Source organism: Streptomyces sp. NPDC048484 (assembly GCF_040651415.1).
Taxonomy (GTDB): Bacteria; Actinomycetota; Actinomycetes; order Streptomycetales; family Streptomycetaceae; genus Streptomyces.
Genome location: NZ_JBEZJY010000014.1, coordinates 14,179 through 35,226, shown reverse-complemented (window position 1 = coordinate 35,226; position 21,048 = coordinate 14,179). Strand labels below are relative to the sequence as shown.

Below are 21,048 nucleotides of genomic sequence, written 5' to 3'. Positions count from 1 at the left end.
CAGGATGGCCCGCTTTTCGTATGAGGGGCACTGTGCGGTGCGGCGGGGTGTGCGGCGCGGCGGCCCGGGCTTCCGGGCCGCCGGTCGGTCAGCGCCCGCGGCCCAGGGCGCGACGGCCGCCCCCGCCGCCCTCGCGTACGGCGGGGAGGTTCTGCCGCGGGGCCGCCCCGCGGGTGTCCTCCTCCAGGCGCAGAGCGAGCGCGGGGCAGCGTCGTACGGCCCGCAGCGCCTTCGCCTCCGCGTACCGGGGCACCTGCGCCTGGGCGACGGTCGGGAAGCCGTCGGCGCCCAGCTCGAAGACCTCCGGGAGGATGTCCGCGCACAGGCCGTGCCCGCGGCACAGCGTCCAGTCCACGAAGATCTTCTGGCGGGGTGGGCCCTGCTCCTCCTGCGGCTGGCCGCCCGGGATGCCGGTGGGCTGCTGGCCGCCCTCGAAGAGCGGCAGAACGCCCTCCACGGGCCGTCCGCAGCCGTTGCCGAGGACGTGGGCTGCCAGGTCGTCCGTGAACGCCTTGATGGTCGACTCCAGGAACATCGCGGAGCCGTCCGGATGTGAGCAGGCGCCGCGCCGCTTCACGGAGTTGGCGACCTGCTTCAGTGCCTCCAGGGCGGCGGGGCCACCGCCGTTGAGGATGTCCTCCAGGCCGCGGGCCGCGGCCGGCAGCCCGAGGTAGCAGGGGCCGCACTGGCCGGCGCTCTCCTCGGCCAGCCACTGGGCCACGCGCAGCGACTCGCCCAGCGGGCAGGTCGCCTGGCTGATCGGGAGGATCGCGCCGGCGCCGAGCGCGCCGCCCACCGCGGCCAGGGAGTCGCGCGAGACGATCGCCTCGTTGACCGTCGCGGAGTCCAGCCACTTGCCGTGGTAACCGCCGGTCAGCACGCCCTGGGGGAGCGGCGGAGCGCCGGCCAACTGCAGGATGTAGCGCAGCGGTACACCGGTCGGGGCCTCGATCACCATGGGGCGGGCGACCGCCCCGGAGACGGTGAGCAGGACCGTGCCGGGCTCGTCGTACAGGCCGGTGTTCCCGTAGCGCTCGGCGCCGATGCGGGCGGCGATCGCCAACTGGGCGAAGGTCTCGGCGTTCGACAGCAGTGTGGGCGCACCGCCGACGCCGTTCTGCGACGCGCTGGTCTTGCGGCCGGGCGGGATCGCCGGGCCGCCGTCGATGGAGCGGACCAGCGAGGCGGCCGCCCCGGTCACCATCCGCACGGGGTTGCGCTGCACCCGTGCGCGGATGGTCGCCCCGCGCCTGTTGGTCAGCCCGCGCTCGGAGAGCGCCGCCTCCATCGACCGCTGGGTGGATTCGCGGGTCACGCCGATGACCAGGGTGCGGGCACCCAGGGCCTCCGCGACCAGCAGGGCGCCGTCCAGGATCAGGTGCGGGGCACGGTTGATCATCACCGTGTCCTTGCGGCAGGCGGGCTCGTCCTCGCTGCCGTTGACGACGACCACGGGCCGTACGCCCCGGCGGATCGCAGCCTCGGCGACCGCCCGCAGCTTCTTGTGGAACGGGAAACCCGCGCCACCGCGGCCCTTCAGGGAGATTCGTTCGGAGAGCTGCGCGAGCTGCTCACCGCCCATCGGCTCGAGTGGCCCGTGCACCTTCAGGTGCATGGGCAGGTCGAGCCTCTCGACGAGATCGAATCCGGAGGTGAGCTGGGGAAGGCCCACCACTCGGACTTCGGGGACGTCGGGAAGGGCCTCGTTCACTAAAATCCTCCGGAAGGCGCGTTCCAGGGTTCGCCGTTGCTCGGTGCCTCGAAGGAGCCGGGCAGCGTTTCAGTGGCGGGACCGCTGTTGTACGTGTCATTCGTGTTGTACGTACCGAGAGGGTCGTTCGTCTCACCGGTGTTGTACAAGTCACTTTGGCCGTACGGGGTGCCGGGGGGAGGGGTGTCGTAGGACACGGCGCTGAACGTACCCGTGTCGTAGTTGGGCCCCTCGGTGCGCGGCGGGGCCTCGTAGAGCGGCGGCGACGGAGTCGGCCAGCGGGCCCCGGTGTTGCCGTCGACACGCGGCAACGACTCCGTGGCCTGCATGTCCATCGGCACCTGCATGCGCTGGGTCGGGTCGGGCATCAGCGGGTCCTGCGCGCGCGGAGTGCTGGAAACGGCCCGGTAGGCGGCCGCGAAGCCGCCGGTGTCGGTGAGCGACCCGGTGTCGGTGAAGGACCCGGTGTCCTGGATGCCGGGTCGCTGCGGGGAGGCGCCCCGCTGCTGGGGGATCGGCTGGTCGGGGAAGCCGGGCCGGCTGCCGCCCCGCGGGGCCTCCGCGGCACGGCGTGCCTCGGGCTCCTCACGGAACGACCTGTTGTTGCCGTTGTCGAGCATGGACAGGACGCGCCTGGCGAACTTCCGCTTGAACGGCAGGGGGGCCGACCGCAGGAGCAGTGCGCCCACGACGGCGATCAGGGCGAGGCTGTAGAGGATCACGAAGATCGGCTTCGCCTCGCGGCCCGCGAAGAGGCCGTGGATCAGGGCCGAGCACCAGGCGGGGTAGGCCAGCATGTGCACGGCGCGCCAGCGGGCGGCGACCTGCACGGGGGACGCGAACGCGCTGCGCAGCGCGCCGGTGAGAGCCGTGAAGACCATCAGGAGACCGGCCAGGGTGCCGAACCCGATGAGTCCGTTGGAGCCGGTGACGCCGAGGCCGAAGGGGACGATGGCCGCGATCGCCGACGTGTGGTCCAGCGCGAGTTTGACCGAGACGTGCAGCAGCAGGAAGCCGACCGAGCTCACCGCGGTGGTCCGGTGCACGGCCTGGGCGATCAGACGCTGGCGGGTGTTGAGGAAGACGCGGTCGGTGGCGACGAGGCCCCAGAGCACCGAGAGGGTGAGGGTGACGAGCGACAGAACACCCGCACCGAAGTTGAGGAAGTCCCGCAGACCGTCACCTCCGATCACGACGATGAGGGGTATGAGCAGCAAGACGGCAGCCATCACTCCGCCCTGGACCGAGCGACTCGGTCGGGAGAGTGTGCTGTTGTTGCGGCGAGAGTTCATGGGGGCAACTCCGAACAGTTCGGGAAAGCGGTCCCGCTGCCGCACTCTAGGTCGAGCCATACCGAGGGGTACGAGGTTTGAGTTATATCGCTGTTATCAAAGGGCAGTGCGGGAGTTGTGATGTCCCTTAGTAGCCCTTACGCGAAGTAACCTTTGATCGTTGTTCAGGTTTTTGCCGAGCGGTGCGGGAACGACACTCAGTGCCGGAGCGTAGCCGAAAGCGCGTCGCGGTCCGCTCGGCCGCTGCGGTACCCTGACGCCATGCGTGCCGTACGCCTTCTGCTTAGTGAGCCGCGCTGATCACACCCGGTCGCCGGAAAACCGCGACCGGCATCGGCGCGGCGCCCCCTCCTGTGCGAGGGGTTTTTTCATTTCCTGAGCCGCTGGCAGAGACGATCGATGGAGCTTTGAGGATCATGAGCGAGACGAACACCGCTGCCGCCTCGGAGGTGGCTGCGCCGCACCGCTACACGGCGGCCATGGCCGAGCAGATCGAGGCACGCTGGCAGGACGCCTGGGACGCCGACAACACCTACGCGGCACCCAACCCGAAGGGTGACCTGGCCGGCGACTCCGAGTCGGTCGCCAAACCCAAGAAGTTCATCATGGACATGTTCCCGTACCCCTCGGGTGCGGGCCTGCACGTCGGTCACCCCCTGGGCTACATCGCCACCGATGTATACGCCCGGTACCAGCGCATGACCGGCCACAACGTCCTGCACACCCTGGGCTTCGACGCCTTCGGCCTGCCCGCCGAGCAGTACGCCGTACAGACCGGCACGCACCCCCGTGTGTCCACCGAAGCCAATATCGCGAACATGCGGGTCCAGCTGCGCCGCCTGGGCCTGGGTCACGACACGAGCCGGTCGTTCGCGACGATCGACCCGGAGTACTACAAGTGGACCCAGTGGATCTTCCTGCAGATCTTCAACTCCTGGTACGACCACGAGGCCGACAGGGCCCGCCCGATCGCCGAACTGATCGCCCAGTTCGAGAGCGGCGAGCGCCCGGTCCACGGTGGACGCTCCTGGAGTGAGCTGACTCACGCCGAGCGCGCCGACATCCTGAGCGACCACCGCCTGGCGTACGCCTCGGACGCTCCCGTCAACTGGTGTCCCGGCCTGGGCACCGTCCTGGCGAACGAGGAGGTCACCGCGGACGGCCGCTCCGAGCGCGGCAACTTCCCCGTCTTCAAGGCCAAGCTGCGCCAGTGGAACATGCGCATCACCGCGTACGCCGATAGGTTGCTGGACGACCTGGCCGCCCTTGACTGGCCCGAGGCCATCAAGCTGCAGCAGCGCAACTGGATCGGCCGCTCCGAGGGCGCCCGCGTCGACTTCCCCGTGAACGGCGACGCCATCACGGTCTTCACCACGCGCCCGGACACCCTGTTCGGCGCGACCTACATGGTGCTGGCCCCTGAGCACCCGCTGGTCGAGAAGTTCACCCCGGCCGCCTGGCCCGAGGGCACCCACGACGTCTGGACGGGCGGCCACGCCACGCCGTCCGAGGCCGTCGCCGCCTACCGCGCCCAGGCCACCTCGAAGTCGGACGTCGAGCGGCAGGCCGAGGCCAAGGACAAGACGGGCGTCTTCATCGGCGCGTACGCGACCAACCCGGTCAACGGCGAGCAGGTACCCGTCTTCATCGCCGACTACGTCCTGATGGGTTACGGCACCGGCGCGATCATGGCGGTCCCGGCGGGTGACCAGCGTGACTTCGAGTTCGCGCGGGCCTTCGAGCTGCCGATCCGCTGCGTGGTCGAGCCCACCGACGGACGTGGCACCGACACGTCGACGTGGGAGAACGCCTTCGGATCGTACGACGCGAAGATCATCAACTCCGCGAACGGCGACATCTCGCTGGACGGCCTGGGCGTCGCCGAGGCCAAGGCGCGCATCACCGAGTGGCTGGAGCGCGAGGACGTCGGCCGCGGCACCGTCAACTTCCGGCTGCGCGACTGGCTGTTCAGCCGTCAGCGCTACTGGGGCGAGCCCTTCCCGATCGTCTACGACGAGGACGGCATCGCCCACCCGCTGCCCGAGTCGATGCTGCCCCTGAAGCTGCCGGAGGTCGAGGACTACTCACCGCGCACCTTCGACCCGGACGACGCGAACACCTCCCCGGAGACCCCGCTGTCCCGCAACGAGGACTGGGTCGACGTCGAGCTGGACCTGGGCGACGGCCGCGGCACGCGCGCGTACCGCCGCGAGACCAACACCATGCCCAACTGGGCCGGTTCCTGCTGGTACGAGCTGCGCTACCTGGACCCGCACAACTCCGAGAAGCTGGTCGACCCGGCGGTCGAGCAGTACTGGATGGGTCCGCGCGAGGGCCAGCCGCACGGTGGCGTCGACCTGTACGTCGGCGGCGCCGAACACGCCGTACTGCACCTGCTGTACGCGCGTTTCTGGTCCAAGGTGCTGTTCGACCTGGGGCACATCTCCTCGACGGAGCCGTTCCACAAGCTGTTCAACCAGGGTATGATCCAGGCCTACGTGTACCGCGACAGCCGTGGCATCGCCGTACCGGCCGCCGAGGTGGAGGAGCGCGACGGCGCCTACTACTACCAGGGCGAGAAGGTCTCCCGACTGCTGGGCAAGATGGGCAAGTCCCTGAAGAACGCGGTCACTCCGGACGAGATCTGCGCCGAGTACGGGGCGGACACCCTGCGCCTGTACGAGATGGCGATGGGCCCCCTGGACGTGTCGCGGCCGTGGGACACGCGCGCGGTGGTGGGCCAGTTCAGGCTGCTGCAGCGGCTGTGGCGCAACGTGGTGGACGAGGCCACCGGTGACGTCACCGTCGTCGACGTCGCGGACGCCGCCATCGACGTGGACACGCTGCGCGCTCTGCACAAGGCGATCGACGGCGTACGCCAGGACCTGCAGGGGCTGCGCTTCAACACAGCCATCGCCAAGGTCACCGAGCTGAACAACCACCTGACCAAGGCGGGCGGCCCGGTCCCGCGGACGGTGGCCGAGTCGCTGGTGCTGCTGGTCGCGCCGCTGGCCCCGCACATCGCCGAGGAACTGTGGCGCAAGCTGGGCCACACCGACTCGGTCGTCCACCGGGACTTCCCCGTGGCCGACCCGGCGTACGTCGTGGACGAGACCGTTACCTGCGTCGTGCAGATCAAGGGCAAGGTCAAGGCGCGCCTGGAGGTCTCCCCGTCGATCTCGGACGAGGAGCTGGAGAAGGTGGCGCTGGCCGACGACAAGGTGGTCGCGGCGCTGGACGGGGCGGGAATCCGCAAGGTGATCGTGCGGGCTCCGAAACTGGTGAACATCGTTCCGGCGTAGGTGACGGCCGGGTCTGACGACTGGGTTTGACGGCCAGGCCGTTCGGTGGGGTCGTCAGACCCGGCGGTCAGACCCGGTCGGCAGGCTTGGGGTAATCCCCTACGGGCAGGGTGGGGGTTCCGCTGGAACCCTCGGCCTGCCTTTTCCGTTTACGGTGAAAGAGTTCGGCAGGCACGGGTAAAGAGCCGGCAGATACTGGACGCAGCACCCGAGAGGACCGTCATGGAAGCCGTGGTTGCCATCGTGGCGCTGATCTTCGTGCTGTTCGTGGCACTGGGCGTGTATGCCACGGTGAAGGCGGTCGGCGCCGCCAAGCGGGGCGTGGACCGTACCGTCGAGCAGGCCCGCCGCACCGTGGAGGACCACACTCTCCGGGCGAAGACCTTCGCCCAGCCGGGATCCCAGGGCCAGCTCGCCCAACTGCGCCTCTCCTTGCGCACGTCGATGCGAGCCACCCAGGACGCGCTGCAGGCCGGCGTGAGCGAGGACGAGTCGCTGAAGGAGTCTCTGGCCCTCTTCGACAGGCTCAGCGCGCACGGCCACGAGCTGGACGGCGAGCTGAAGCGGCTGCAGCGCGAACCGGACAGGGCACGCCTCGCCGAGCGGCTGCCCGCCCTGCGGGATCGCACCGAGCAGATAACGAAGTCGGCCGACGCACTGCGCTGGGCGGCACGCGACCGTGCCCAGCGTTTCGGGGACGACGACCTGGACTCGCTGAGCACGCAGATCGGCATGGAGGCGGGCGCACTGCGGCACTGGGAGGCGGAGCCGTCTCCCACACCGAAGGCCGAGCCCTCGCCTGCGAGGGTGACGAAGCCGGCCGCCGCTCCGTCCTCACCGCCGTGGCCGGAGGCACCGAGTGCCGCCGCCGACCAGCAGACCTGGCCGGAGAACTCCGAGTCGCGCAGGGCCGAGGAGCCCACCCGACCCGCGATCGACGCGCCCAAGCAGCGGGCCGCCTACCCTTGGGAGAAGAAGCCCCGCCCGGAGAGCACGACTTGATCCCGCCGGTCCGGCCGCAGGCGGGAGGGGCCGGGCTGCCGTCCACCTCCCCTGACAGGTAATCTCCAGCTCATGTCCCGCCATGTCGCGATCGTCACCGATTCAACGGCCTACCTGCCGCCGCGGACGATGGAGCGCCACGACATCACCGCGGTGCCCCTGACCGTGGTCCTCGGCGACCGGGCACTCGAAGAGGGCACCGAGATCTCGGCCCGCTCGCTGGCCCAGGCACTGCAGAAGCGGCAGTCCGTCACCACCTCGCGGCCCAGCCCCGAGGTCTTCGCCGAGACCTACCGCCGCGTCGCCGAGTCCGGTGCCACCGGCATCGTCTCGCTGCATCTGTCCGCCGAGTTCTCCGGCACGTACGACGCGGCGGTCCTCGCCGCGCGTGAGGCACCTGTGCCCGTGCGGGTGGTGGACACCGGGATGGTCGCGATGGCCCTCGGCTTCTGCGCACTGGCGGCCGCCGAGTCCGCGGAGGCGGGCGGCACGGTCGACGACGCGGTCACGGCGGCGGAGAAACGGGCGGCGGGCACGTACGCGTACTTCTATGTCGACACCCTCGACTATCTGCGCAGGGGCGGCCGGATCGGAGCGGCGCAGGCGCTGTTCGGGTCCGCGCTGGCCGTCAAACCGCTGCTGCAACTGGACGGCGGGTCCATCGAGCTTCTGGAGAAGGTGCGAACCGCCACCAAGGCGATCGCCCGCCTCGAAGAGATCGTGGCCGACCGGGCGGGGAGCGCCCAGGTCGACATCGCCGTCCATCATCTCGCCGCACCCGAACGCGCCTCGGCGCTCGCGGAGCGGCTGCGGGTACGGGTGCCGACCCTGGCCGACCTGTATGTGAGCGAGGTCGGAGCGGTGATCGGGGCGCACACCGGGCCGGGCCTGCTGGGGGCGGTTGTCTCCCCTCGGTGAGGGGCCCGGGTTCTGAGCACACGTTGCGACTCGTTCGAGTGGCGAGGTTATCCACAACTGGGCGGTAATCCCCCGGATTTGAGCAAGATCATCGCGGTTCGGGTGTCATGCCCGATTCTCGTCGCATGGCGCTACTTCGATCACCTTCACGGACCACGACAGCCACCAGCGGCCCGGGCCGCGGCCCGGCCTCCGACGGCCGCACGCGACACCGCGGTCAGCCCTACCGCAGCCGGTCCCGGCGCCGAGAGGCTTCGGCGGAAGCGTTGCGCCTGCGCGCGGAGACGCTCTTCGCCCCTGAACGGACAAGAGTGCGTGGCGAGTCGCGACACGGGCCACCGTCGTGGGCGCGAGACGAGCCGCTGGTCGAGTCCGAGTCTGAGATCGAGTCCCAGATCGAGTCCCAGACCGAGATTGAGATCGAGACCGTGGGAGATGCCCGCACGGGTGCGGGTGCGGGTGCGGGTGCGGGTGCGGGTGGAGGCAGGGCTGGGGACCGGACGGGAGCCGCGTGGCGGGTGCGGGCCGGGCTTGCCGTGCGGGAGCGGATGCCCTTGTGGCTGCAAACCAGGTGCGGGCTGGAGCGCAAAAGTGTGACCGCGCTCGCTGTGGTGCTGGTCGTCGCGGCGGTTCTCGCCGCGCAGCATTTCTGGACGGGGCGGACTGAGCCGGTGCGGGCCCCGCACACCGTACGGGCCGCGGTTCCGTTCGGGGAGGAGGGCGAGGGCGGGCAGAAGACGGCGCCCGGAACGTCCGCCGCCGCAGGAACCCCTGTGGGCGCGGCCGGCACCGCGATCGTCGTGGACGTCAGTGGCAAGGTGCGCGAGCCCGGTATCCACCGGCTGCCGGCCGGCTCCCGGGTCGTCGACGCGCTCAAGGCCGCGGGCGGCGTGCGTCCCGGTACGGACACCGAAGGTCTCAACCGCGCACGGTTCCTTGTGGACGGCGAGCAGGTGGTGGTCGGAGTCCCGCTGGCAGCGGTGTCGGGGCCCGGCGTGACAAAGGCCTCGGGCGGCGCGGGTCCCGGCGGAGCTGCCCCCACCGCGGCCGCTCCGGTCGCCCTCAACACGGCCACCCTGGAACAGCTGGACACGCTGCCCGGCGTCGGACCCGTGCTCGCGCAGCACATCATGGACTACCGCACCCAGCACGGCGGCTTCCGTTCGGTGGACGAGCTGCGTGAGGTGAACGGAATCGGGGACCGCCGTTTCGCCGACCTGCAGAACCTCGTACGGCCATGACGCGACCGACGAATCGGCCGACCGTGCACGCAGGCTCCGCCAGTCCGCTCGGTGCCGCGCATCCTCGCCAGGAGGGGCCGACGGATCTGCGGCTGGTCCCGCCGGCGCTGGCGGTCTGGGCGACAGCGGCGGTGGCGTTGGACGCACCGCCGGGGTGGGTCGCGGGGGTGGTGTGTGTCTGCGTGGCTGTGGCGGGGCGGCTCCTGCTCGCGGGACGCGGCCGTATGCGGGAAGCGCCGCCCATCCGGGTGCCTGAGCCTGAGCCCGATCCGGAGCCGGAGCCGGAGCCGGAGCCGGGGCCCGGAGGCCGACGTGCCGGTTCGTGGTGGGGCGGGTGGCGTTCCTGGTCACGGGCCTCGGTCGCAGCCGTGCTGCTCTGTGTCGCGGCTGCGGCCGCCTCCGGTGGGTTGCACGGTGCGGATCTGCGCAGGGGCCCGGTCCCGGAGCTGGCGCGGCGGTACGCCCAGGTGACCGCCGAGGTGCAGGTCACCTCGGACCCACGGCTCACCCGCCCCCGGATCAAGGGGGACCACGCCGCTCCGACCGCGATCCTGCTCAACGCCGAGGTCCGGCATGTCGAGAGGCCGGACGGGACGGTGGCGCGGACCCGTACACCGGTGCTGCTGATCGTGGACGCCGGCCCGGGTGCGGGCCGTGAGCGGGCGCGCTCGCCCTGGCTCGCACTCCTGCCCTCCACCAGGGTGCGGGTGACGGCACGTGTCGTGCCCGCGCTCGGGGGCGGAGACGGCATCGCGGCGGTACTCCGTGTGCGCGGCAGCGGGCCACCGAGGGTGGTCGGGCGACCGTCCGGCACCCAGCGGTTCGCAGGAGAGTTGCGAGGCGGGTTGCGAGCGGCGACCGACGGGTTGGAGCCGGACGCACGGGCGTTGCTGCCGGGACTGGTGGCGGGGGACACCTCGCGGATCACACCGGAGCTGGACGAGTCGTTCAGGGCGACCGACCTCACTCACATCCTGGCTGTCAGCGGGGCCAACTTCACGATCGTGCTCGCCCTGCTGATCGGTCCGCCGGGCCGGGCCCAGCGGATCGAGCGCCGCGGCCTCGCGCCCCGGCTCGGCCTCCCGCTGCGGGCGACCGCCCTGTGCGGTGGCGTGCTCACACTCGGCTTCGTGATCGTGTGCCGGCCGGACCCGAGTGTGCTGCGAGCCGCGGCCTGCGGAGCGATCGCGCTGCTGGCCATCGCCACCGGGCGTCGCAGATCCTTGATCCCGGCGCTGGCCGCGGCGGTGCTGGCACTGGTGCTGTACGACCCCTGGCTGGCCCGGAGCTACGGGTTTCTGCTCTCCGTGCTCGCCACCGGCGCGCTGCTCACGCTGGCCCCACGGTGGAGTGCGGGACTCCGTAGGCGTGGGGTGCCACCGAGGCTGGCCGAGGCGTTGGCGGCCGCCGGCGCGGCGCAGGCGGTGTGCGCACCGGTCGTCGCCGTCCTCTCGGCGCGGGTCAGCCTGGTGGCGGTGCCGTGCAATCTGCTCGTGGAGTTCGCGGTGGCACCGGCCACGGTGCTGGGCTTCGCGACGCTGGCCACCGCTCCCTGGGTGATGCCGGTCGCGAAGCTGTCGGCCTGGTGCGCGAGTTGGCCCGCCGGATGGATCGCGGACATCGCCCGAGCGGGGGCGGCCCTGCCGGGCGGAGGCGTGGACTGGCCCGGGAGCTGGACCGGGGCGCTGCTGCTCGTCTGCGCCATCGCCGTCGTCGTGCTCGTCGGGCGCAGGCTCCTGCGGCATCCCTGGCTGAGCGGCGCCTGCGGAGTGCTGCTCCTGCTCGTGATGGTGCAACCACCGCCTCTCACGCGGGTGATCACAGGGTGGCCGCCGCCCGGTTGGCGGTTCGCCATGTGCGATGTCGGCCAGGGTGACGCGACGGTCCTCGCGGCGGGCGACGGCAGCGGTGTGGTGGTCGACGCGGGACCGGACCCGATGCTGGCCGACCGGTGTCTCAGCGCGCTCGGCATCACCCGGATCCCACTCGTCGTACTGACGCACTTCCACGCGGACCATGTGGCGGGGCTGCCGGGCGTGCTGCGCGGGAGGGAGGTCGGCGCGATCGAGACGACGGGCTTCGGGGAGCCGCTGGATCAGGCCGAGTTCGTGCACCGGCAGGCGGCGGTCCGGCGCATCCCGGTGACGCGGGCGGTGGCGGGAGAACGGCGTCGTACGGGACCGCTCGACTGGCAGGTGCTGTGGCCGCCGCCGAGTCCGGTTCCGGAGCTGGAGGGCCCGAACGACGCGAGCGTCACTCTGCTCGTCCGGTCGGCCGGGTTGACGATGCTGATGCTCGGAGACCTCGAGCCACCCGCTCAGCAGGCGTTGTTGCGATCCCCGGCCGGAGCCGGTCTGAAAGCCGTGGATGTGCTCAAGGTCGCCCACCACGGGTCGGCCTATCAGGATCCGGACCTCATACGCCGGGCGGCGCCACGCCTCGCGTTGATCTCTACGGGTGCCGGCAACCCGTACGGGCACCCTGCTCCGAGCACGGTGACGGCACTGGAAGCAGGGGGCGCGCAGGTGCTGCGCACGGATGTGGACGGGGCGGTAACCGTGGGAGGAGGAGACGATCACCTGCTGATCACGCGAGACTGAGGGAATGAAACCCGCACAGGTCGATGCCTACCTCCGCCGGATCGGCGTCACCCACCCCGCCTGGCCCACCGCCGACGTACTCCGTGAACTCCAGCTGCGCCACCTGCTGACCGTCCCGTTCGAGAACCTGTCGATCCACCTCGGTGAGGAGATCGCGCTGGACGAGAAGCGGCTCCTGGACAAGGTGGTGGGCGCTCGCAGGGGTGGCTTCTGCTACGAACTGAACGGGGCGTTCGGCGCGCTGCTCAAGGCGCTGGGCTTCGACGTGACACTGCTCGCCGGGCGGGTGTACGGGGAGGAGGAGCGGCTCGGGATTCCGTACGACCATCTGGCGTTGCGGGTCCGGACGGTGGACGGGGGCGACTGGCTGGCCGACGTCGGGTTCGGGGCGCACAGCCACTACCCGCTGGCCTTCGGGGAGCGGGGCGAGCAGGCGGATCCGGCCGGCACGTTCCGGGTGATCGTGGCCGGGGCGGATCCGGCCGGGGTGCGGGGGAGCGCGGGGGAGTTCGGGGATCTGGAGGTGGTGCGGGACGGCAAGTCGCAGTACCGGCTGGAGACGCGACCGCGGGTGCTCGGGGACTTCGTGGCCGGAGCGTGGTGGCACAGCACGTCGTCGGCGTCGCACTTCACACAGTCGCTGGTCTGCTCACGGGTCACCGAGGACGGCGGGCGGATCACGCTCAGCGGGCGCACTCTCACGGTCACGGACCCCGACGGCGGGAAGGAGGTGGCGGAGCTGGCCTCGGACGAGGAGGCGTTGGAGGTGTACCGGGAGCGGTTCGGGATCGTGCTGGAGCGCGTCCCGGTTGTCCGGAAAGGCAGCGCCTGAAGGGAAAACGCACCTGAGGGGAGAACGTAAACGGAACGAACAATTCGGGCTACTCGTTCGCAGTGCCAGCGCATGTGCTGGTTTCCTGCGATGTAGTCGTGTGTTGCCTCGAAAGTCGCATCAGTGGTCGAATACCTCCCCAACAACGAGTGTTTTCACGGTGTGTGTTGACGCGAGGGTGGGTCGCAGATGGTCGGCAGCTGGCTGGGGAACCGTTCGAACCGGGCGCAGGCGGCGGGTCGTCTCGCCGCTGTGCCGATGCCGGCCGGTGCCGGAGTGCTCGGCTGCCGGGTGCTGGACCCCGTCAACCAGCCGGTGCCGGACGCGGAGTTCGTGGTCACGGACACCGCGGGGCGCAACGTGGTCGGAGGGGAACTGGACCCGTTCGGGTCCTTCCTGGTGACGGTCCCCGCCGGTGAGTACCGGCTCGCGGTGTCGGCCGAGGGATTCGCCCCGTACCGGTCGAACGTCACGGTGCCCGAGAACGAGGTGGCCGCGGTCGGCGATGTGATCCTGAACCTCGCTGCACCGCCCTCCTTACCGGGGCCGGGGGACTGGGAGATAGAGCCGACCCATTCCTCGATCGGTTTCACCGCACGGCATATCGGGATGGCGCGGGTGCGGGGCAGGTTCAACACCTTCGCGGGAATAGTGCGGATGACCGAGGGCATGGAGCGGTCGGCCATGCACGTGGTGATCGACGCGGCGTCCGTCGACACCAACGTCAAGATGCGCGACGGGCACCTGAAGTCCGCGGACTTCCTGGATGTGGACCGGTTTCCGACGGTGGAGTTCTACAGCGACCGGTTCACGCACCGGGGCGGCAGCCGGTGGGGGATCACCGGAGCGCTGTCGTTGCACGGGGTGACACGGACGGTCACGCTCGATGCGGAGTATCTCGGAGTCGGCAGCGGCACGGAGGGCGAGGTGCGGGCGGCCTGCCGGGCCACCACCGAGTTGCGGCGCGACGACTTCACGGTGAGCTGGCAGTCGATGCTCGCGCGGGGTATCGCCATGGTCGGGACGAGCATCACGGTCGACCTGGACATACAGATCGTCCCCAAGGGCTGACCCGGGGCCGTCCCCGAGGGCTGCCCCGGTGCGAGGCGCCGTTCCGGTGCCGGAAAATGGCCGGGTGAGCGACGTGAGACATGTACTGGTGCTGCCCGACCGCGATGCCGCGCAGGAGGCGTCGCAGGCGCTCGGGGAGCGGTTCGCCCTCGAAGAGGAGCCACAGCTCGTACGGGACGCCCTGGCCGGTGAGGACGATGCCGAGGACGCCCAGTGGCTGCTCGTACTGCGGGACGAGAGCGGGCGGCTCGATGCCCGGGAGCTGGACGAGTTCGCGGGGGAGTGGGACGGCTGGCGCGAGGAACCGTAGAGGAGCCGAGGAACCGTGGAGGGGAGCTGTGGCAGAGGCGTAGTCGCGGGCCCGTTGTCGGTGGTGCGTGGGATGCTAGGGCGCGATGGCCAGGAACTCTGCACACGACAATCCGCTCGCTCCTGTCACGATCGCCGTGGGGCAGGAGGACCTTCTGCTCGACCGTGCCGTGCAGGTGGTGGTGGCCGCCGCGCGCGCCGCCGACGCGGACACCGACGTACGGGACCTCACGTCGGACCAACTGCAGCCGGGCACGCTCGCCGAGCTGACGAGCCCGTCGCTCTTCGCCGAGCGCAAGGTCGTCGTGGTGCGGGGCGCGCAGGATCTGTCGGCCGACACGATCAAGGACGTGAAGGCGTACCTGAACGCTCCGGCCGAGGAGATCACGCTCGTGCTGCTGCACGCGGGGGCGGCCAAGGGCAAGGCGCTGCTCGATGCCGCGCGCAAGGTGGGGGCGCGGGAGATCGCCTGCCCGAAGATGACGAAGCCGGCGGACCGGCTGGCCTTCGTGCGGAGCGAGTTCCGGGCGCTGGGCCGGTCGGCGACGCCTGAGGCGTGCCAGGCCCTCGTCGACTCGATCGGGAGCGACTTGCGGGAGCTGGCTTCCGCGGTGACCCAGTTGGTCGCGGACGTCGAGGGGACGATCGACGAGGCGGTCGTCGGGCGGTACTACACCGGCCGCGCGGAGGCCTCCAGCTTCACGGTGGCGGACCGGGCGGTCGAGGGGCGGGCGGCGGAGGCGCTGGAGGCCCTGCGGTGGTCCCTGTCGACCGGGGTCGCCCCCGTCCTGATCACGAGTGCGCTGGCGCAGGGTGTGCGGGCCATCGGAAAGCTGTCCTCCGCGCGGGGTGGGCGTCCGGCCGACCTGGCGCGAGAGCTGGGGATGCCGCCGTGGAAGATCGACCGGGTTCGGCAGCAGATGCGGGGGTGGACTCCTGATGGGGTCGCTGTCGCGTTGCAGGCGGTTGCGGAGGCCGATGCGGGGGTCAAGGGGGGTGGTGATGACCCTGCGTACGCGTTGGAGAAGGCTGTCGTCACGGTTGCCCGTGCGGCTCGCCTGCGGCGTGGCTGACCGGCCCCTGGGCGTCGCTGGCCGGCGTTTGCCGCTTGACCGCCGCCAGGCGCCGCTGAGCGGCGTTGCCGCCTGACCGCCTGACCGCCTGACCGCCTGACCGTCCGGTCGTCCGGCCAGCATCCGCCACCGTTTCTCGCCCCCGCCGCCCCTCCCCGTCCCGACCCTGGGGGCTGCGCCCCCAGACCCCCCTGTCGGCCTGGACGGCCTCGTCCTCAAACGCCGGACGGGCTGAAAGACGCCGCCGGACGGGCTGAAAGACGAGCCCCGGTCCTCGCCCTGGAAAGGGTGAGGACCGGGGCCCGGTTCAAGCTGGGGACTCGTACCCGCGTGGCGAACGCAGTCGCGTACGAGTCGGGGTGCCGGTCGGGAGCGGATGAGAGAGGGCCCGCTCAGGTCCTTCCGGCGTTCGAATCATTCGAATCAAGTGAGTGCAGGGCCGTGGCCCGGCGCTCGGCAGAGGTTCAGACCTTGAGGGTGGCGACCTTCGAAGCAAGCGCCGACTTCTTGTTGGCGGCCTGGTTCTTGTGGATGACGCCCTTCGAGACAGCCTTGTCCAGCTTGCGCGAGGCTTCGCGCGCGGCAGCCGTGGCCTTCTCGACGTCACCCGCGGCAGCGGCCTCGCGGGCCCTGCGGATCGCGGTCTTCAGGGAGGACTTGACGGCCTTGTTGCGCAGCCGAGCCTTCTCGTTGGTCTTGATCCGCTTGATCTGGGACTTGATGTTCGCCACGAAATGAGCCTTCTCAGGTTCAGGCGCGCAAGACGGTCACGTCTCGAGCGCCGATGAGTTCTTACTGATTCCTGCGTGTCCCCTGCAGAGAGGGCATGAGACACAGCTGCCCAGATTAGCAGTCGCCCTGCGGACGGCCCAAACCGGTCGCACGCCGCCACCCGTGGGACCATGGAGCCTACGTATCGATCCGACCCGAGGCGACAGGCGCCTCAAGAGACAGGACCCTGCGTGCCCGCGATCCCTAACAACGTGCCCGAGCCGAGCCGTACCGACCCGGCCCTGCTCCGCAACTTCTGCATCATCGCGCACATCGACCACGGCAAGTCCACGCTCGCCGACCGGATGCTCCAGCTCACCGGAGTGGTCGACGTGCGGCAGATGCGCGCTCAGTACCTCGACCGCATGGACATCGAGCGCGAGCGGGGCATCACGATCAAGTCCCAGGCCGTGCGACTGCCCTGGGCCCCGACCTCCGGGGACAACCAGGGCGAGACCCACGTCCTCAACATGATCGACACCCCCGGGCACGTCGACTTCACGTACGAGGTCTCGCGGTCGCTCGCCGCCTGTGAGGGCACCGTCCTCCTCGTCGACGCCGCTCAGGGCATCGAGGCCCAGACCCTCGCCAACCTCTACCTGGCGATGGAGAACGACCTCAAGATCATCCCCGTACTGAACAAGATCGACCTGCCGGCCGCCCAGCCCGAGAAGTTCTCCGAGGAGCTGGCCAATCTCATCGGCTGCCAGCCGGAGGACGTGCTCAAGGTCTCGGCGAAGACCGGCATCGGCGTCGACGCGCTGCTGAACCGGGTCGTCCGTGACGTCCCGGCCCCGGTCGGCGCCGCGGACGCCCCGGCCCGCGCGATGATCTTCGACTCGGTCTACGACTCCTACCGGGGCGTGGTCACGTACGTCCGTGTCATCGACGGGCAGCTCAGCAAGCGCGAGCGCATCAAGATGATGTCGACCGGCGCCACGCACGAGCTCCTCGAGATCGGCGTCTCGTCCCCCGAGATGACCCCGGCCGACGGCATCGGCGTCGGCGAGGTGGGCTACATCATCACCGGCGTGAAGGACGTCCGTCAGTCCAGGGTCGGTGACACGATCACCAGCAAGGACAAGGGCGCCACCGAGGCCCTCGGCGGGTACAAGGACCCGAAGCCGATGGTCTTCTCCGGTCTGTATCCGCTGGACGGCTCGGACTATCCCGACCTGCGTGAGGCGCTGGACAAGCTCCAGCTCAACGACGCCGCCCTGGTCTACGAGCCCGAGACCTCCGCGGCCCTCGGCTTCGGCTTCCGCGTCGGGTTCCTCGGTCTGCTGCACCTCGACGTCGTCCGTGAGCGCCTGGAGCGCGAGTTCAACCTCGAACTCATCGCCACCGCGCCCAACGTGGTCTACCGCGTGATCATGGAGGACGGGAAGGAACACACGGTCACCAACCCGAGCGAGTTCCCCGAGGGCAAGATCGACAAGGTCTTCGAGCCGGTCGTCCGGGCCACGGTCCTCGCTCCCAGCGAGTTCATCGGCTCGATCATGGAGCTCTGCCAGACCCGTCGCGGCACCCTCCTCGGGATGGACTACCTGTCCGAGGACCGCGTCGAGATCCGCTACACGCTCCCGCTCGCCGAGATCGTCTTCGACTTCTTCGACAACCTGAAGTCCAAGACCCGCGGGTACGCCTCCCTGGACTACGAGCCCACCGGCGAGCAGGACGCCTCGCTGGTGAAGGTCGACATCCTGCTCCACGGCGACCGCGTCGACGCCTTCTCCGCCGTGACGCACAAGGACGCGGCGTACGCGTACGGAGTGCGGCTCGTCGCCAAGCTGCGCGAGCTGATCCCGCGCCAGGCGTTCGAGATTCCCATCCAGGCCGCCATCGGCTCCCGGGTGATCGCCCGCGAGACCATCCGCGCCATCCGCAAGGACGTCCTCGCCAAGTGCTACGGCGGTGACATCTCCCGTAAGCGGAAGCTCCTTGAGAAGCAGAAGGAGGGCAAGAAGCGGATGAAGATGGTGGGCTCTGTGGAGGTTCCGCAAGAAGCGTTCATCTCCGTGCTGTCCAGTGACGACAGCGGCGGCACCGGCAAGGGGAAGAAGTAGCCCCCAGCAACCATCGGGCCAGGCCCGAGAACGTGGGCCCGTCGTGCTTTCGCGCGGCGGGCTCACGGCGTCAACGGACCGCCTCGTTCTGCCCAGGCTCTGTAGGAAGTGACAGGCCGCGGCCTCTTACGCGCCGGGCGGACGGGCTTTACTCTGATCACCACTCGACGTTACTCGCGAGTTAACAACGACCGCAGCCAAACCGCAACGAGCCAGTCATACGCGCTGTCGCGGGCCCCGGAGGATGTCGTGAGCGACACACAGACCCTGATCGAGAACCGTCCGCCGTCCGTGGCGGCCCTCTTCCTGGAGCGGGTGGCGGCCACGCCGGACGCGGAGGCGTACCGCTATCCGGTGCCCGCCGCCTCGGGCGCGGGGCCCGACGAGTGGAAGTCGCTGAGCTGGGCCCAGGCGGCCGACCGGGTCTACGCGATCGCGGCCGGTCTGATCGAACTGGGCGTGCTGCCGGAGCAGCGCATCGCGCTCGCCTCCGCCACCCGCGTCGAGTGGATCCTCGCCGACCTCGGCATCATGTGCGCCGGTGGGGCGACCACCACCATCTATCCGTCGACCAAGGCGGACGAGTCGGCCTTCATCCTCTCCGACTCCGACAGCAAGGTGCTGATCGCGGAGGACGCGGAGCAGCTTGCCAAGGCCCGCGAGAAGCGCGCCGAGTTCCCCGGGCTCACCCACGTCGTGGTCATCGACTCCACCGGTGTCGAGTTCGCCGACGACGAGGGCGACTGGGTGCTCAGCCTCGCCGAGCTGGAGCAGCGGGGTGCCGCGTATCTGGAGAAGAACCCCGACCTGATCAAGGACAAGGTCGGGGCGATCACCAAGGACCAGCTCGCGACTCTCATCTACACCTCCGGCACCACCGGCCGCCCCAAGGGCGTACGGCTGCCGCACGACAACTGGTCGTACATGGCCAAGGCCATCTCCGCGACCGGTCTGGTCGGCCGGGAGGACGTCCAGTACCTGTGGCTGCCGCTCGCGCACGTCTTCGGCAAGGTGCTCACGTCCGGGCAGATCGAGTGCGGGCACGTGACGGCCGTCGACGGCCGCGTGGACAAGATCATCGAGAATCTGCCGATCGTGCAGCCGACGTACATGGCGGCCGTGCCGCGTATCTTCGAGAAGGTCTACAACGGGGTCGCGGCCAAGGCGCGGGCAGGCGGCGGCGCCAAGTACAAGATCTTCCAGTGGGCGGCCGGGGTCGGCCGCGAGTACGCGAAGGTCACGCAGGACAACTTCCGCCGTACCGGCGTCGCCTCCGCGCCCTTCCCCCTCTCCGCCAAGCACAAGGTCGCGGACGCGCTCGTCTTCGCCAAGATCCGTGAGGCCTTCGGCGGCAATCTCCGCGCCTGCGTCTCCGGCAGCGCCGCGCTCGCGCCCGAGATCGGCTACTTCTTCGCGGGCGCCGGCATCCACATTCTGGAGGGTTACGGACTCACGGAGTCGTCCGCGGCCTCCTTCGTGAACCCCGGAGAGGCGTACCGTACGGGCACGGTCGGCAAGCCGCTGCCCGGCACCGAGGTGCGGATCGCGGACGACGGAGAGATCCTGCTGCGCGGTCCCGGCATCATGGAGGGCTACCACGGGCAGCCCGAGAAGACCGCCGAGGTCCTGGAGTCCGACGGATGGTTCCACACCGGCGACATCGGGGAGCTGTCCCCGGACGGCTACCTGCGCATCACGGACCGCAAGAAGGACCTCATCAAAACCTCGGGTGGCAAGTACATCGCGCCCGCCGAGGTCGAGGGCCAGTTCAAGGCCGTCTGCCCGTACGTCTCCAACATCCTCGTGCACGGCGCCGACCGGAACTTCTGCACCGCGCTCATCGCCCTGGACGAGCCGTCCCTCCTCGGCTGGGCCGCGGACAACGGTCTGGAGGGCAAGTCGTACGCCGAGGTCGTCGCCGACCCCACGACGGTCAAGCTGATCGACGGCTATGTGAGGACGCTCAACGAGGGCCTCCAGCGCTGGCAGACCATCAAGAAGTTCAAGCTCCTGCCGCGTGACCTCGACATCGAGCACGGCGAACTGACCCCGAGCCTCAAGCTGAAGCGCCCGGTCGTGGAGCGGGAGTACCGGCACCTGATCGACGAGATGTACGCGGGTACGCGGGAGGCGTAGTCGTCGGTGAGGGGAGCCGGCCCCGTCCCCGGCCTCCGGGGGGCCGGCTCCCGCACCCGCGCGGGCTCACGGCTCGCCGGTGTACGGCCGCTGCGTGGCAGTTCCGCAGCGGCCTGAGAGGAGGGGCGGGGTCACAGACCCCGTCCCCTCCGCATCTCGCGCAACAGGTCTTCCATGTGGCGCACATGCTGGCGCAGTGAGGCCACATCGGCGAGATCGCTGGCCGACATGTGCGTCTCGATCGCGTGCAGACGGTCGGCGAGTTCGTCGAACTGCGCCTGCTCACGGGCGAGCATCCGCTCCAACTGCCGGTTCTTGCGGTGCAGATCGAGGAAGACGGTCACCTTGGCACGCAGCACCCAGGGGTCGAACGGCTTGGTGAGATAGTCGGCGGCTCCGGTGGCGTACCCGCGGAACGCGTAGCCCGCGTCGGAGTCCGTGCCGGTCAGGAAGATGATCGGTACATCTTTGGTCTGGTCGAGCCGCTTGATGTTCGCGGCGGTCTCGAACCCGTCCATGCCCGGCATTCGGATGTCGAGCAGGACGACCGCGAAGCGCTGCCGCAGCAGCGCCTTCATCGCCTCCTCACCGGACTGGGCGCGGACGAGCGGCTCGTTGAGGGACCCCAGGACGGCCTCCAGCGCGACCAGGTTGTCCTCCATGTCGTCCACGAGGAGGATGCTGGCGCGCTCGTCGGTCGATGCCTCAGTGCTCATGGTGATCG

At 70.1% G+C, this 21,048-nt stretch carries 15 protein-coding genes; 11 read left to right on the top strand and 4 right to left on the bottom strand.

Features of this window, described 5'->3' with window-relative positions; all coding sequences use genetic code 11:
- Nucleotides 1-88 precede the first annotated feature (88 nt).
- Nucleotides 89-1,711: an NADH-ubiquinone oxidoreductase-F iron-sulfur binding region domain-containing protein gene (locus AB0D14_RS16065; protein WP_362779061.1), complete on the bottom strand. Its 1,623-nt coding sequence runs from the start codon at nt 1,709-1,711 to the stop codon at nt 89-91.
- Nucleotides 1,711-3,003 (bottom strand): cytochrome b/b6 domain-containing protein, encoded by a 1,293-nt coding sequence (locus tag AB0D14_RS16060; protein ID WP_362779058.1) that lies wholly within the window; start codon nt 3,001-3,003, stop codon nt 1,711-1,713. Before AB0D14_RS16060 ends, AB0D14_RS16065 begins: the two co-directional genes overlap by 1 nt.
- A gap of 416 nt (nt 3,004-3,419) precedes the next feature.
- Here AB0D14_RS16060 and leuS point away from each other — a divergent pair, with 416 nt between their 5' ends.
- From leuS to holA, 9 genes are all read left to right on the top strand, one after another.
- Nucleotides 3,420-6,305: a leucine--tRNA ligase gene (gene leuS / locus AB0D14_RS16055; RefSeq protein ID WP_362779056.1), complete on the top strand. Its 2,886-nt coding sequence runs from the start codon at nt 3,420-3,422 to the stop codon at nt 6,303-6,305.
- A 222-nt stretch (nt 6,306-6,527) separates the two neighbouring features.
- Nucleotides 6,528-7,307 carry a hypothetical protein gene (locus tag AB0D14_RS16050; RefSeq protein WP_362779053.1) on the top strand — a complete coding sequence of 260 codons (780 nt, stop codon included), beginning with the start codon at nt 6,528-6,530 and terminating at the stop codon, nt 7,305-7,307.
- Nucleotides 7,308-7,379: 72 nt separating this feature from the next.
- The gene (locus AB0D14_RS16045; protein WP_362779051.1) at nt 7,380-8,225 is read left to right on the top strand and encodes a DegV family protein; all 846 of its coding nucleotides are present in this window, start codon (nt 7,380-7,382) and stop codon (nt 8,223-8,225) included.
- A 107-nt stretch (nt 8,226-8,332) separates the two neighbouring features.
- Entirely contained in the window at nt 8,333-9,466 is a 1,134-nt protein-coding gene (locus AB0D14_RS16040) for a ComEA family DNA-binding protein (RefSeq protein ID WP_362779048.1), read from the top strand.
- Complete coding sequence (locus AB0D14_RS16035; RefSeq protein ID WP_362779045.1) at nt 9,463-12,066, top strand: ComEC/Rec2 family competence protein; 2,604 nt, start codon at nt 9,463-9,465, stop codon at nt 12,064-12,066. Before AB0D14_RS16040 ends, AB0D14_RS16035 begins: the two co-directional genes overlap by 4 nt.
- Before the next feature lie 4 nt (nt 12,067-12,070).
- Entirely contained in the window at nt 12,071-12,898 is an 828-nt protein-coding gene (locus tag AB0D14_RS16030; protein WP_362779043.1) for an arylamine N-acetyltransferase, read from the top strand.
- Between the two features lie 189 nt (nt 12,899-13,087).
- Nucleotides 13,088-13,969 carry a YceI family protein gene (locus AB0D14_RS16025; protein WP_362779040.1) on the top strand — a complete coding sequence of 294 codons (882 nt, stop codon included), beginning with the start codon at nt 13,088-13,090 and terminating at the stop codon, nt 13,967-13,969.
- 64 nt (nt 13,970-14,033) lie between these two features.
- Nucleotides 14,034-14,279 (top strand): hypothetical protein, encoded by a 246-nt coding sequence (locus tag AB0D14_RS16020; protein WP_362779038.1) that lies wholly within the window; start codon nt 14,034-14,036, stop codon nt 14,277-14,279.
- A gap of 85 nt (nt 14,280-14,364) precedes the next feature.
- A complete protein-coding gene (gene holA / locus AB0D14_RS16015) occupies nt 14,365-15,351 on the top strand; it encodes a DNA polymerase III subunit delta (protein WP_362779036.1) in 987 nt (328 codons plus the stop codon).
- 464 nt (nt 15,352-15,815) lie between these two features.
- On the opposite strand, the gene rpsT is transcribed toward holA, so the two are convergent.
- Entirely contained in the window at nt 15,816-16,082 is a 267-nt protein-coding gene (rpsT, locus tag AB0D14_RS16010) for a 30S ribosomal protein S20 (protein WP_362779033.1), read from the bottom strand.
- Nucleotides 16,083-16,313: 231 nt separating this feature from the next.
- On the opposite strand from rpsT, the gene lepA reads away from it, so the two are divergent.
- Nucleotides 16,314-18,188: a translation elongation factor 4 gene (gene lepA / locus AB0D14_RS16005; protein ID WP_362779030.1), complete on the top strand. Its 1,875-nt coding sequence runs from the start codon at nt 16,314-16,316 to the stop codon at nt 18,186-18,188.
- A 249-nt stretch (nt 18,189-18,437) separates the two neighbouring features.
- Entirely contained in the window at nt 18,438-20,324 is a 1,887-nt protein-coding gene (locus tag AB0D14_RS16000) for an AMP-dependent synthetase/ligase (protein WP_362779028.1), read from the top strand.
- Between the two features lie 131 nt (nt 20,325-20,455).
- Here the strand turns inward: AB0D14_RS16000 and AB0D14_RS15995 are convergent, their stop codons facing one another.
- Nucleotides 20,456-21,040 carry a response regulator gene (locus AB0D14_RS15995; protein WP_362779025.1) on the bottom strand — a complete coding sequence of 195 codons (585 nt, stop codon included), beginning with the start codon at nt 21,038-21,040 and terminating at the stop codon, nt 20,456-20,458.
- Nucleotides 21,041-21,048: the final 8 nt, after the last annotated feature.

Bases quoted from the DNA above. Each gene is read 5' to 3' on its own strand.
- AB0D14_RS16060 (WP_362779058.1), bottom strand. From the start codon at position 3,003: ATGAACTCTCGCCGCAACAACAGCACACTCTCCCGACCGAGTCGCTCG.
- leuS (WP_362779056.1), top strand. From the start codon at position 3,420: ATGAGCGAGACGAACACCGCTGCCGCCTCGGAGGTGGCTGCGCCGCAC.
- AB0D14_RS16050 (WP_362779053.1), top strand. From the start codon at position 6,528: ATGGAAGCCGTGGTTGCCATCGTGGCGCTGATCTTCGTGCTGTTCGTG.
- AB0D14_RS16045 (WP_362779051.1), top strand. From the start codon at position 7,380: ATGTCCCGCCATGTCGCGATCGTCACCGATTCAACGGCCTACCTGCCG.
- AB0D14_RS16040 (WP_362779048.1), top strand. From the start codon at position 8,333: ATGCCCGATTCTCGTCGCATGGCGCTACTTCGATCACCTTCACGGACC.
- AB0D14_RS16035 (WP_362779045.1), top strand. From the start codon at position 9,463: ATGACGCGACCGACGAATCGGCCGACCGTGCACGCAGGCTCCGCCAGT.
- AB0D14_RS16030 (WP_362779043.1), top strand. From the start codon at position 12,071: ATGAAACCCGCACAGGTCGATGCCTACCTCCGCCGGATCGGCGTCACC.
- AB0D14_RS16025 (WP_362779040.1), top strand. From the start codon at position 13,088: ATGGTCGGCAGCTGGCTGGGGAACCGTTCGAACCGGGCGCAGGCGGCG.
- holA (WP_362779036.1), top strand. From the start codon at position 14,365: ATGGCCAGGAACTCTGCACACGACAATCCGCTCGCTCCTGTCACGATC.
- AB0D14_RS15995 (WP_362779025.1), bottom strand. From the start codon at position 21,040: ATGAGCACTGAGGCATCGACCGACGAGCGCGCCAGCATCCTCCTCGTG.